At 42.5% G+C, this 13,154-nt stretch carries 14 protein-coding genes; 11 read left to right on the top strand and 3 right to left on the bottom strand.

What is annotated here, in order from left to right; all coding sequences use genetic code 11:
• The first annotated feature begins 2 nt into the window (after window positions 1-2).
• From ACM1ND_RS25420 to ACM1ND_RS25410, 3 genes are read left to right on the top strand one after another with little or no spacing between them, the layout of a single operon-like run.
• Window positions 3-2,030 carry a DUF4163 domain-containing protein gene (locus tag ACM1ND_RS25420; RefSeq protein ID WP_418026804.1) on the top strand — a complete coding sequence of 676 codons (2,028 nt, stop codon included), beginning with the start codon at window positions 3-5 and terminating at the stop codon, window positions 2,028-2,030.
• A gap of 21 nt (window positions 2,031-2,051) precedes the next feature.
• The gene (locus ACM1ND_RS25415) at window positions 2,052-3,446 is read left to right on the top strand and encodes a hypothetical protein (RefSeq protein WP_023990840.1); all 1,395 of its coding nucleotides are present in this window, start codon (window positions 2,052-2,054) and stop codon (window positions 3,444-3,446) included.
• Between the two features lie 27 nt (window positions 3,447-3,473).
• Window positions 3,474-3,620 (top strand): hypothetical protein, encoded by a 147-nt coding sequence (locus ACM1ND_RS25410; protein WP_023990839.1) that lies wholly within the window; start codon window positions 3,474-3,476, stop codon window positions 3,618-3,620.
• Between the two features lie 64 nt (window positions 3,621-3,684).
• Here ACM1ND_RS25410 and ACM1ND_RS25405 read toward each other — a convergent pair whose 3' ends face one another.
• From ACM1ND_RS25405 to ACM1ND_RS25395, 3 genes are all read right to left on the bottom strand, one after another.
• Window positions 3,685-4,029, bottom strand: a complete 345-nt coding sequence (locus tag ACM1ND_RS25405; RefSeq protein WP_418026802.1) for a hypothetical protein — start codon at window positions 4,027-4,029, stop codon at window positions 3,685-3,687.
• Window positions 4,030-4,560: 531 nt separating this feature from the next.
• Window positions 4,561-4,917: a hypothetical protein gene (locus ACM1ND_RS25400; RefSeq protein ID WP_053326330.1), complete on the bottom strand. Its 357-nt coding sequence runs from the start codon at window positions 4,915-4,917 to the stop codon at window positions 4,561-4,563.
• 356 nt (window positions 4,918-5,273) lie between these two features.
• Complete coding sequence (locus tag ACM1ND_RS25395; RefSeq protein WP_053326329.1) at window positions 5,274-5,630, bottom strand: hypothetical protein; 357 nt, start codon at window positions 5,628-5,630, stop codon at window positions 5,274-5,276.
• Between the two features lie 81 nt (window positions 5,631-5,711).
• On the opposite strand from ACM1ND_RS25395, the gene ACM1ND_RS25390 reads away from it, so the two are divergent.
• The 8 genes from ACM1ND_RS25390 (at window position 5,712) to ACM1ND_RS25355 (ending at window position 13,134) form a co-directional block, all read left to right on the top strand.
• Window positions 5,712-7,175: a hypothetical protein gene (locus ACM1ND_RS25390; protein ID WP_069080083.1), complete on the top strand. Its 1,464-nt coding sequence runs from the start codon at window positions 5,712-5,714 to the stop codon at window positions 7,173-7,175.
• 37 nt (window positions 7,176-7,212) lie between these two features.
• Window positions 7,213-7,509 (top strand): WXG100 family type VII secretion target, encoded by a 297-nt coding sequence (locus ACM1ND_RS25385; RefSeq protein WP_028540769.1) that lies wholly within the window; start codon window positions 7,213-7,215, stop codon window positions 7,507-7,509.
• A 383-nt stretch (window positions 7,510-7,892) separates the two neighbouring features.
• Window positions 7,893-8,237, top strand: a complete 345-nt coding sequence (locus ACM1ND_RS25380) for a hypothetical protein (protein WP_023990832.1) — start codon at window positions 7,893-7,895, stop codon at window positions 8,235-8,237.
• A 175-nt stretch (window positions 8,238-8,412) separates the two neighbouring features.
• Complete coding sequence (locus ACM1ND_RS25375; protein WP_069080084.1) at window positions 8,413-9,486, top strand: ABC transporter substrate-binding protein; 1,074 nt, start codon at window positions 8,413-8,415, stop codon at window positions 9,484-9,486.
• Window positions 9,486-10,415, top strand: a complete 930-nt coding sequence (locus ACM1ND_RS25370; RefSeq protein ID WP_069080085.1) for a nucleoside hydrolase — start codon at window positions 9,486-9,488, stop codon at window positions 10,413-10,415. The genes ACM1ND_RS25375 and ACM1ND_RS25370 overlap by 1 nt, the downstream gene beginning before the upstream one ends.
• Window positions 10,416-10,442: 27 nt before the next feature.
• Window positions 10,443-11,264, top strand: a complete 822-nt coding sequence (locus ACM1ND_RS25365; RefSeq protein WP_013312457.1) for an ABC transporter permease — start codon at window positions 10,443-10,445, stop codon at window positions 11,262-11,264.
• Between the two features lie 6 nt (window positions 11,265-11,270).
• Window positions 11,271-12,059 (top strand): ABC transporter permease, encoded by a 789-nt coding sequence (locus ACM1ND_RS25360; protein WP_013312456.1) that lies wholly within the window; start codon window positions 11,271-11,273, stop codon window positions 12,057-12,059.
• 16 nt (window positions 12,060-12,075) lie between these two features.
• On the top strand, window positions 12,076-13,134 hold the full coding sequence (locus ACM1ND_RS25355) for an ABC transporter ATP-binding protein (protein ID WP_069080086.1): 1,059 nt from the start codon (window positions 12,076-12,078) through the stop codon (window positions 13,132-13,134).
• The last annotated feature ends 20 nt before the right edge of the window (window positions 13,135-13,154 follow it).

Here is a 13,154-nt window from a genome sequence, read left to right as displayed (position 1 = left end):
GCATGAATTACTTGAAGTACGGGCGAGCTTCTTGCATCCTATTACTACTCATTTCCTGTGTAGTGCTAAATGGATGCATGAAGGAACAGGATTCTCCAGCAACTGAAACAAATCATGCGCTTTCTCTCCAAAATGACGATAAAACGATTTCCTATTCGAAAAAGCTGGACACGTTAGTGAAAAAACTTCATATAGTCAACAATGAGAATATGGATTATGATGTCAGACAAAACAAGCTTGAGGAGTTCACACAGGAATTTAATTTGTTGTTAAACGAGCCAAAAAGTGTAGAGATGAAGGATGGAGAATTAGTAGAAAAGTTTGATAACAAACTTACTGTGATAACAAAATCGTTTCCGTTAAAAAGCGGGCAGCTAAACGTTAGGGTTATGAATTATAGAGCACCTAAAACGCTGACAGGTACGATCGGAGATAAATACACATTTATTCAGTGGTGGAGTATGAAGCAACTTGTGCACGCCCAGATGATTGAGGATGGCGGGCCAGAATTGGCTACAGATTTTGTGGTTCGAGATTCAGAGCACGGAATGCAGTTGTGGTTAGGGGGATATGTTTCCATATATCATCCAGATCCCGTATTCGTTGCTTTATGGGAGTTGTCTGGACAAAAGTGGACGCAGAAAAGCATAAATGTAGGTAAGATGAAGCTCCCAGATACGTGGGAACTGAACAAGGATATGAATGAGCCTATTATTATCGAGAGTCGACAACATGATAGCATGAGTATCGGAGTTTTAGACCACGATGATGGTTTCTTAATAAACAGTGATGATTCTGAACAGAACTTTATCATTGAGTTCTCCAAAAGCGGGGAAGTCCGTATTGATTCCGAATATAGCACCGCCTTGAATACTCATAGTGAACGGCAAAGCTATGAACTCATTCAAGAGGAATATTCAAAAAATGGGATCGTGATTAAATACCCTCAAATTATAAAACTCAAGGATATTGCAAAGCAGAAATCTTTAAACAAAATTCTTAAGGCTGATGCTTTAGAAGGATTACAAAACTATGCGGATTCCAATTCTGGAGTCCATGTCGAAATTGATTATGAGATCAAACGACAAAGTGAACGATTCTTGAGCGTTCAATATACGGGTATTCGTTATGTGAAGGACGCAGCCTATCCTAGTCATATGTTTTATACGACGAACCTGGATATGAAGCAGGCTTCAAGAATAAGGTTGAGGGATCTGGTAAAGGTCGAGAAACCTTTTATTGAGCTTATAAAAAGCGGGAAGATTACAGCTGTTCAGCCGGAGCAACAAGGATTAATCGGTGATTTCACAAAAGATGATTTGATTCAATTGTTAACAAATGCGGATGTAACCAAAGGTTCGCCTGTGGAAGCAGGAATAGAATCATTTAGTTACCTCACAAGTGATTCATTAGGAATTAGTATTCCTGTGGCTCATGCAGTAGGGGACCATGCAGAGTATGAGATTCGTCTTGCGCAAATTCCAGATAATATCAAGCAAAATAAGGAACTATGGAGTGAGTTAAGTTTAGTTGTGGATCAGTCTGTTTCCGATGTTGGTGGTGGGAAATTGGATACTGACCAATATGAAGTTGCAGAGTCGCAGTCTTTTCAAACTACTCTCGAAGGCTTTGGGAAAGTAAGGTTTGTATCCACATATGGGTATCCGGAAGGTCTTCGTAAATTTTTTTTCTTCCTATTGGATGACCAAGGACATATTCTATATCCATTCCCTGATTTCTACGGGAACCGTGAGTGGGTTGCACGTTACGGAGGAGTAGAAGCAGTGGCCTTCAAGGATGTGAATAAGGATGGATTGAAGGATGTTATCATCATTGCCAATGTTGACAACGGGATTCATGGACCTGGTAGAGTTGATGAGTTCCCTATGGCCAGCATATATTTTCAGAAAAAAAATAAAACCTTTACCACGCTCCCTGCATTAGATCAGGCTCTCAACGATCAGGGACATAATCAAACCATTAAAGATGTCATTCAATACGTAAGCAAACAACGGATAAACGTAAACTAACCGACATAGAGGAGCGGTAACATGGGATATCCAATCATCAAGTATAATGGAACGGTTTTATCTCTTAAAAATCCGAAAGTTAAAGTTGTACAGAAAATGAATGAGCATGTGAAAGTCTTTTTGACAGGTGTGTTAACGGGTGCCCAAATGGAAGAGTACACAGATCATATGGAGGCAGGGGCGAAGTTAGTCGTTTCTTATGTGAATGATGATCAAAAGCAGAGTGTATTATTTAGGGGATTAGTCACGCAGTTCAGAATCAAGTTGGTGTCCAATGTAGCCTATTTGGTTGTCGAGGCCCTCTCCTATACAAGCCAGCTGGATGAAGTGCTTCATAGACAATCCTTTCAAAATGTGAAGATGAAGGTGCAGGCATTACTTGAACATGTACTCAAATCCTATCCCAAAGCCAATTGTACGAGCCGCTTAAAAGATCAGCTTTTACAGGAATTTACGATGCAATTCGACGAAACGGACTGGTCGTTTCTAAAACGTATAGCGTCTCGGCTTGGTTGGGGACTAATACCTGATCCGATTGGAGAAAAACCTCAGTTTTATTTTGGATTACCGGATGGTGTCAATCAAGGGGAGCTAAAGCAATATAACTACTCGATGACCAGAAAAACCAAACCAGGAGCCAGCAAGGATGACAATCTTTTATATTATAAAGTGCAAACGACAGGGGCTAGAGATGTCCTGCTGCAAATTGGGGCGGAGGTTAAATTTAAAGGGAAAGCTTTATACGTCCTGCAGTCTGTTGCGTTTATACGACATAGTGCTTTGTGGCATGAATATGTGCTGACTACAGCGGATGGAATGAAACAGGATTTGATTGTAAATGAAAGCATTCGTGGTATCTCGTTAAAATCGAAGGTTATTGGAATCGAGCAGGATCATGTGAAGGTTTTCTTTTATGAAATGGATAAGGTCAAGCCGAATGTCAAGGAAACCTACGCTTTCCCAACGGCTACATTTTATACATCGGAAGGGAATACAGGATGGTACTGCATGCCGGAGCTATTTGATTTTGTAGACATTTACTTTCCGACCGCTAAAGAAAAGGACGCCATTGTAACTCACTCGATCCGCAAGAGATCCAAAGGGGGCGACTTTATTCAGGACCCGTCCACGAAGATCTTTATGACCAAGTACCGCAAAGCTATTATTTTTGAGAAAAATGAAATTTTAATCACGGGGAACGACGATGAAGTGGTGATTCGACTGTTGGATGACCACGGCATCGAATTGCGGAGTAAAAAGGACATCCGTGTTAAGGCTGATGGAAATTTGGTATTCAATGCGGGGAACACAATTCAGGTCACCGCGAAGGATGCTATCGGTTTAAAATGTAAAACGAGTTTGGTAGAAATGGATGGTAACATCAAAATGACTGGAGAAAAGATAAAGACGCAATAACTAATCCATCGTGAGAGGGTAAAGAATATGGCTAAAGTAACTACAGGAGCAATCGTGAATGAGAAACCGCCTACCCAAGAAGATATGATTCAAGAATGGAAACGTAAAATTAGCAAAGGAGAATATCCTTTTATTCATGTAACTAAGCATAGCACCAAAGGTGAAGAGCGCTAAATATGACTAACGACGACTGGAAGAGGCCCCTAAGGGGCCTTTTCTGCAATCATGGTTCAATATTCTAATTCTTTTTAGGATTCCTACTATCGATGAACCAAGCAGGTCCTAATACATCTAGGACTTCTTTTTTTTCAAAATCGTAAGCGATGGATATCGAGTGATCTTCATGTCCTTTTATATAGCCGATTAGATAAATCGTGTTATTAACATAGCTACCTATATAGTCATAACTCTTAAATATGAAATCTGCCCTATAGTATTCCTTAATGTACTCTTTTCCAATAGGTATGCCTGTCCGAACGATTTCTTCCTTTTTGGCATTCGATGCGTACTGCATGTAATAGAAAACTCCTACCAGAATGACAAGTAATATAAAGACAAAAAGCCATAATTGTTTCTTTTTCAAGTTGAATTAATCTCCTTAGAATTGGAGTGAATATGCTACACGCTTTCTTAGGAATAAGGAGCATCCTCATCTATAACCCTACTATTAATAAACCAATAACAAACCAACCCGGTCCAGAAACCTTGATCACTTCATTAGTTTAATAAGTGTAGTGAATGGTAATTTTGCTGTTCCCGTGACCTCTAATATAGCGTAGTTTGTAGTGGATAAGGTTGATGCCGATGGGAGTTGCGACATCTATAACTCTTTTTCTTGAGGTACTGAGAAACCGAATCCTGTCAGAATAAGCGGCGTCATAGAAATATTAGACACAACTTAAAAGGTATGTTCATTTACGTAATCTTCTCCTAACATACAGCTATAAAGTCCTAAACGTTATTAGGTAAGAACTATCACCAAAATACAATCCTCTCCGACTTTGTCCTCATTTCTGTTCCGATTGATACTCGAAATAAATATAATACATTATAATGATATTGCTTCCTGAGAATGGAAGAGTGAACTTATTTACTGAATAAAGCGAATCTTATTTTATGGAACAGATACGTCCTTCTTGGGATCCTGACTATCGATGAACCAATCCGGTCCAGTTACGTAGAGTACCTTTTTTTTCTTATAGTCGTAATTTAGTGAGATTATCTGACCCTCATGCCCTTTTATATAGCCACGGAGATAAACGGTAGAGTTAACGTAACTGCCAATAAACTCGTTATTTTGGTAAATAAAATCGGCATTATAATACTTCTTAATGTATTCTTTTCCGATGGGTATGCCAGATTGAACGTATGCTTCTTTTTCTGTATTTGCTGTATATTGCATGTAACAAAAGATTCCGACAAGGATGGAAAGTAATATAAGGATGCTTCCCCAAACCTTTTTCTTCTTCAAGTTGTATTCTTCTCCTTATTATCCCCTTTTATATACCCAGGAACATTATTGCTTTGTTTGTTAATAATAGAATAGATCATTATAGCCAATATAAGGATTAGCTCAATACAACCTCTAAAAATTATGTTCATATACGCAAATTTCTTCTAACATCCAGTTACAAAGTCCTAATCGTTATTAGGTATGAACCACGACCAGAAATGCAGTAACCAACGACTTTATACTTATTTTCACCTTCAACTATACCGCAAGTAAACAGGAAGTATTATAATGATTTCACTTCCTTAGATTGGAAAAATATATTCTTGAACTGGAATGAATCATATATGCTTTTTTTTGCATACAAATCTTGATTTTTAAAATGGTGGAACATTCTTTTTAGGGTATCGACTGTCAATGAACCAATCCGGTCCGGTTACACTAAGCACTTCTTTTTTTTCAAAATCGTAAGCAATAGATATCGATTGACCTTCATGCCCTTTTATATAGCCGATTAGATGAACCGTATTATTAACATAGCTCCCTATATAGTCATAACTCTTAAATATGAAATCAGCCCTATAGTATTTTTGGATGTACTCTTTTCCAATAGGTATACCTGCTCTAACGGCTTCTTCTTTTTTTACATTTGATGCGTACTGCATGTAATAGAGAGCTCCTACTAGGATGAAGAATAAGATAAGAGCAGTAACCCAAATTTTTTTCTTTTTCAATTTTTGATGCTCCTTTTTTGAAAGTATCAACTTTTTCTAACTTTATAATATATTAGGTGATTAGACAAGGTGGGGTAATAGTTGCAGTATATTAGCGAAAAAACATACTGGAAGATAGCAGATGAGGCTTACCTATTGGATATTGATCCAAAGACTTATAAAAATGAAGATATTCCCGGTTGGAAGGTTGTTGATTTAGACGAGAAACTATTACATGACACGAACGGTTCTGGATTTGATGCGACCGTTTTTCACAATGAGAATAGCAATCAGGTGATTATAGGATATAGGGGAACTGAACCAGGGGGAAGACCAATATGGAGTAGAGCGATGGACATAGGAACGGACATTAGCGATGTTGTGGGCGGACGAGCAAAAACTTTAAATCAAGTTCACGATTATTATGCCAATAATCAAGAAGAGATAAAAAAGCTCCCCCCACAGGTACAAAGCTCATTTCAACATTATGAAGCCCAGTATCAAGATAATCAGTTTACAAAAGCCCAAACACTGTATGACGAAGTGAAGAAGAAGTACCCCGCTTCCGAAATTTCTACGACAGGCCATTCTTTAGGCGGTGCAGAAGCAGAATATATTGCAGTGAAAAATGGTTTATCATCCGTGAGTTTTGCTGCTCCGGGTATTGTACATTTATTGCCTGAAGATCTTCAAAAGAGGGTGAAAGCAGGAGAATTCAAGAAGACTAATGTGGCTTTTGCCCATCCCGGAGATAGCGTTGGTGGGGGAGCTACTAAAGCTAATCAACATGTGGGGGAAACGTATCATATTGGGAGTGATTATAAGACTGCCAATGCGGCCAAGTTTACTATTCCTGTTTCAGTTCCACTTAAAAAAAATAATGAATTAAGAGATCTTATTTTTGGTCCTCAATGGTCCCCAATTGTTTTTGTCCCGGTTACGCTGCCTATGATGCAGCAAGATGCATTCACCAAATTCTATAATTCTGTATTAGGTGGAGAGAACACTCATAGCATGGGAAACTTTACGTTTGATGAAAATGGCAATATTAGCAATCCACTGTACACCATGGACGGTCAATTGGTGGAAGGCAATCCACGGGTGCAGGCGTACGAGCAAATGCTGGCTGCGCGAGCAGAACTCAAGGAAGTCATGGGCGACCTGGTTGAACGCTACGGTGGACAAATGGGTGCTTTCGGGCAGTTTGCTGCTACTACACTGGGAGTGAATCTGATGGGAGAAGGACAGCAAAATGGTCGCACCCATGGTGGGGCATATTTTGTGGGCAACAAAAATGGGGGCACAATTCAATTAACACCTGAGGAGCTAAAGCATGCGGCTAACCAGATGCGTTCCAGCCTGCAAGGGTTCTCTAGCGATACCCGAGCATCCATCCAGTTATTTCAGGCTCATATCGGGACAAGTGAAAGTCAGTCTTTGACCCCAATTGCGCATAGTGCAACGGCAACGCTAGATCGGATTAATCGCTGGTATCAGGAATCAATTACGGAGATAGCAGAATATATAGATCGCAAGGGTCAGGAATTCACGATGGTGGATCAGTAAAAGATCAGCTGTAAGAACACAATAGGGGGCAAAAGAGATGGGCAGAATATCTTTGAGTCTGGGGGATCTGCGAAGGGCTGTACAGCAATGCGAACAGCTAAAGCAAAGACTTCAGCATCAGGAGCAGCAGATGAGAAATATATATGGTCGTCTGCAAGACTGGAGGGGCGAATCGGCTGCTGAATTAACACGTAAAATGGAGACGTTTCTCCAAGGCACAACTGTACGAATACAGGAATTGGACGATCATAAAGAGCAGTTGAAACGTTATATTCGGAAAATGGAAGAAGCTGATCGGCGTGAGGAGAGACGCAAACGGGCTGCACAATGGTGATGTAGAGCTCAACCATTAAGTCAGCTACATAACATAAAAAACCGCACAACCGCTAGGGGACTCCCGCGGGGTATGGTTAAATGCGTTTAAATAAAACTACATATATAGTAGAAGAAAAAAATATTCTCCCAGAGTGGTAACGATAACGACTTTGTAGTCTACTTTAATTTTCCTGCGGGGAATATAGCAGTGTTCGGAAACTTAAGGGTTAGACGAAAAAGTGTAAAAATGTTGAAAAGCTACAAAGTTCGACATATTGTTCGCTTTTTCGCATCATATGTTATTAGATTAGGGATTTTTGTTTGCTATTTATCGTATATTTATGTATAATCTATCGTGTTGAAAGATTGATTGTACGTAATATGCTGATGAGGGTGGGTTCATTGACGCTGCTCGACAGTAACGAAAGCAAGAAGCGGATGTGCCAGATTTACAATGAAGTTTCAAAGGAACTGTTCGGCTTCGGGACCACGCTGCTGCGGGCCACCGTTGAGAACAACATTGTTACCTTTGTGGCGAAGCACCGGCGTTCTCCACGCTCGGCGGCATTGGAAGTGGAAGCCCCCGGCTTGAAGCTGGAAGTGGATTTCCGAATGTCCATGCTGTACAAGAAGAGACTTCGCGAGAAGCTGATTGAGGATATGGAGCTCGATATAGAAGCTTTACTGCGCGATTATGATGCAGCAACGCAGTGGGCAATTACGAACATCATACTGAAAGAATCCTAATAAAATTGGATATTCGGCTTTTCGCTTCGGATCTATCTGAGGGGAGAACCTGTTATAACGCGCAGCGGGATCAACTTATTCTTTGTTTACGAAGAAAAGTATTCTTGTTTTACAAGAGTACTTTTCTTTTTTGTGTCATAAGGTGTGCAGAATAAAAAAACAGGGGGAGTTTCATATGAAAAAATGGTTTAAAGGATTTATGGCTGTGACCTTGGCATCTGTGGTACTGGCAGGTTGCGGCAGCAATGCTACTGGCGGGCAGACAGATGGAAAAGATGGCTCAGCTGATGGGAAAAAGAAACTAGTTATTTCAACATGGGGCTTTTCCGAGGACTTTTTTAACAAAGAAGTGTACGAGCCTTTTGAAAAGGAACATAACGTTGACATCGTAGTCGAAATTGGAAATAACGCAGAACGGCTGAACAAAATCAGTCAAGGTAGTACAGACGTCGATCTGATTTATCTGTCTGATTATTATGCTCAACAGGGAATTCAACAGGGATTGTTTGAGAAGCTGGATCGCAGCAAGGTGCCGAACCTGAACCAAATTTATGACATTGCCAAAGCACCGCTGGGTGAGGAGTATGGTCCTGCTTATACAGTTGGGCGTCTCGGTATTGCCTATAATCCGGAGCTGGTGAAAAAGAATGTGACCTCTTGGGCTGACCTGTGGGGCAGTGAGTTCAAAGGAAACGTGACTCTGCCGAACATTACGGCGACTGCCGGACCAATGATGGTAGATGCAGCCTCCAAAGTAGCGGGTAGTAAGGAGTTTAATGAAGACCAAGCCTTCGGAAAACTGAAAGAGCTGAGTCCGAATATCGTTAAGTTTTATAGTAAAACGTCCGAGTTCGTGAACATGTTTAGTCAACAAGAAATTGCGGGCGGTCCGATCATGGAAATGTACTTCAAAGATTTGCAGGCGGCTGTGCCAGGAGCGAAATTTGTAGCTCCTAATGAAGGTGCTTACGCAGTAATGAACACGATTAATGTAGTGAAAGGCTCCGACCAGAAGGAGCTGGCTGAGGAATTTATCAACTGGCAGCTGAGCAAGGAAGTTCAAGAAAAATCCGCCAAGGCAAAGGTTGATTCCCCGGTGAATACGCAGGTGGTACTATCTGGTGCGGATACAGAGGGAATTACGTACGGTGCGGATGTAGTGAACAAGCTGACCAAGCTGGATATGAAGTTCGTTAACGATCATATCAAGGCATGGACAGATCGCTGGAACCGGGAAGTTGCACAATAATGAAAAAGGTCATACTAGATGTAGATACGGGTATTGATGATGCGTTGGGTATTTTACTAGCGGCCAAAAGTGGTCAGCTGGATATTCAAGCGATTACTACAGTATGCGGTAATGTTTCACTTAAACAAGCAACATTGAACACATGCAAAATCCTCGACCTTTTGGATAGACCGGATATTCCGGTTTATCGGGGGGCAGAGGCTCCCTTAATACGTAAAGGTCTGCACGAGCACCGTGTCCATGGAGAAGACGGCATTGGAGGTGCATTGAGTGGAGTAGTACCAGCCATGTCTGCGTCCGAAGGTTTTGCACCGGATATCATCATTGATACCGTGATGGCTCACCGGGGGGAAGTGACGCTCATTTGCACCGGGCCGCTCACCAATTTGGCACTGGCGCTGCTGAAGTGTCCCGAACTGACGGATCACGTCCATGAGGTCATTTTTATGGGCGGTGTTATTCACGGGTGCGGCAATATTACACCTGTAGCGGAGTACAACATGTATGCTGATCCTGAAGCCGCACGAATCGTATTTCATGCAGGATTTGGCCGGTTGATACAGGTGGGACTGGATGTAACACGGAAGGCTCTGCTGACTGCGGATCATATTGCTCGTCTGACCCGCCCAGCAATTCGTAATTATGTAGCTGAAAGCACGGCCGTTTATACCAAGCGTTATGAAGAACGCAACGGGGTAAAAGCGTGTGCGCTTCATGACCCGCTTGCCGTGGGTGTCGCGTTGAATTCGAGGTTAGTAAATACCTCGCTGTTGTATGTCGACGTGGAAACCTCGAGTCGCATATGTGATGGACAAACAGTGGGCGATGTACAGAACCGCCTCAATCATAGCCCTAATATGAATGTGTGCGAACAGGTGGACAGCGAAGCTTTTCTGGAGCTGTTTATCCAGGTGCTGAATAAGGAATAACATTTTGATAACCGCAAGGAGCTACCCATGAAGAAAACATACTTGTATTGGCTGCTGCTGCCAGGTCTGCTCTTTCTGGCGGTGTTCATGGTCATTCCGATTGTGTTGACGATCGGTTCGACCTTCGTACAGAACAGCTCATTCACCCTAGAAGGCTATCTCCATTTCTTCAAGGACCCTTATTTTCTGAAAATATTGCTGACTACGCTGGAAGTCAGTGTCGTAACGACACTTGTGTGCGTATTACTCGGCTTCCCGACGGCTTATTATATTTCGCAAAAGGCCCCGCGTCGTAAAGGGATTTTGCTAGCGCTGGCTATCTTCCCCTTGTTGACGAGTCCGGTGGTGCGGTCATTCAGTTGGATGGTCATTCTGGGTCGCAAGGGGCTGTTAAATAACGTGCTCATCGGTTTAGGACTCGTGGATGAGCCGCTGAATATTTTGTATACTCCGGCAGCGATGATTATTGGTCTGGTTCATTTGTTTTTACCGCTGATGATTATTTCACTGATTGGTGTACTCGAAAATATCGACGGTGATCTTGTTCATGCTGCTCAGAGCCTCGGGGCCTCCAGATTTAGCGCATTTCGTAAAATCGTATTTCCGCTGTCTGTGCCGGGCCTGATCATTGGAAGCATTCTCGTTTTCGTGGGCAGTCTGACTGCATATACGACACCAGCACTACTTGGAGGAAAACAGCGGGTTATCGCTACATTTTTGTATCAGAACGCGATGACGCTAAACGACTGGTTTTTAGCTTCTGTTATTGCAACAATTATGATTGTTATTACATTTATCGTGGTCGGTCTCTTAAATAAGGCGGCCCATAAACTCAATCCGAAGGGGTAGGTGGATATGCGGGAGAAACATTACGGACTAGGCTTCTTTAGCCTGCTGGTCTTCATCTTTCTGCTCGGTCCGCTGTTGATCATATCGGTCACTTCTTTCGAGCCGGGCACGGTGTTAAAATTTCCTCCGCAGGGCTTTTCTTTGCGCTGGTATGAAAATATTTTTGAAGTGGATTTGTTTATGTCCACGTTCAAAACGTCCATTGTCGTTTCTCTGCTAGGCAACATCTTGGCACTGTTGATCGGTATGCCTGCCGCCTATGCACTTAGTCGTTTTTCGTTTCGCGGGAAGGATGCGCTGAATGCTTTGTTCCTTTCCCCGTTGCTTATACCGGGTATTGTTCTTGGTTTTACACTGCTGCGCTATCTGATCATTGTTTACCATTTACCAGTATATGCTGGACTATTGATCGGACATACGGTGATTATGCTGCCGTTCATTATTAGAGTCATTGCATCCAGTTTGTCTAACTTTGATTTTGCGATTGAGGAAGCAGCGCTTAGTTTGGGGGCTGGACGGCTGGAAACCTTTTTCAAGGTGGTTCTGCCCAACATCCGCTCAGGTATTATTGCGGCTATCCTGATTGCCTTTCTGGAATCATTCAACAATGTCGACATTTCCGTCTTTATGACAGGACCGGGCTTCAGCACCCTGCCCATTCAAATGCTGACTTACGTCGAAAATTATTTTGACCCGACGATTGCGGCGATTTCGGTTATGCTGATGATTTTGACCGGTATCCTGATGTTCTTGATTGAACGACTGATGGGATTGTCTTACTTCACTAAAAGGTAATGGAGGCTTCAACCTTATGGCACTGCTTACTCTGGATCGCGTATCGGTCGCTTATGACAACCAACTGATCTTGCAGGATTTCGATTTGCAGCTCGAACGGGGGCAATTGCTCTCGCTGCTCGGACCGAGTGGTTGTGGCAAAACGACCACACTTCGTCTCATTGCAGGATTTCTCGAAGCTAAACAAGGAACATTTTTGTTTGGCGATAAGGATTATACTCGGGTTCCGGTAAATAAACGGAACTTCGGCTTTGTATTCCAAAGTTATGCACTCTTCCCGCATTTGTCCGTTTTTGATAATGTTGCATTTGGTCTGCGGTTACGCAAGGTAAAGGAAGATGATGTAAAGCGCCGCGTTATGACCATGCTGGATACGGTTAGCCTGGGGGGATTTGAAAAACGTTTCCCCGGTGAATTGTCAGGCGGACAGCGTCAACGTGTTGCGATTGCGCGAGCGCTTGTGATTGAACCCGATCTGCTGTTGTTTGATGAACCTCTGAGTAACTTGGATGCTAACCTGCGTGTAAATATGCGTGTGGAAATCCGCCGTATTCAACAGGAACTGGGCATCACTACCGTATATGTATCGCATGATCAGGAGGAATGTTTTTCGATTTCTGACCAGGTTGCGATTATGAATAAGGGGAACATCGAACAATTAGATGCTCCATCGACCATTTTTAAATATCCGACGACCGAATTTGTCGCCCGTTTTATTGGGTTTAATAATTTTCTGAGTTTTGACGAGCGTACTGAAGAAGGGGATTGTATTCGACTGAATACAGGCGATCTTTCGTTCGGCGTAGCGCGTAATCAGGGTACTGCTCAGCCGGGTGCTCGTCAGGGCGCTATTCGCCCGGATGATTTGGTCATTCGAACAGAAGGCAACGAGACAGGGGAAAATGAGCTTCCCGGTATTATTAAGGTAAGTACTTACCTGGGGCGTAGCTATCAGTATGTGGTAGAAACGGCGAAAGGCAACTTTACGGCTAATCAGGAAATGGATACGCCTTACCTGAGTGGTCAGCGGGTTACCCTGCATTTTCCGGCAGATAAAATGGTGCTGGTCCAATAATCAGCGGGTTCGATGAAGGA

The organism is Paenibacillus sp. JJ1722 (assembly GCF_048282685.1).
In the GTDB taxonomy this organism is placed as follows: Bacteria; Bacillota; Bacilli; order Paenibacillales; family Paenibacillaceae; genus Paenibacillus; species Paenibacillus polymyxa_B.
The sequence above is the reverse complement of the archived record's forward strand: the minus strand, read 5'-3'. Positions and strand labels throughout refer to the sequence as shown.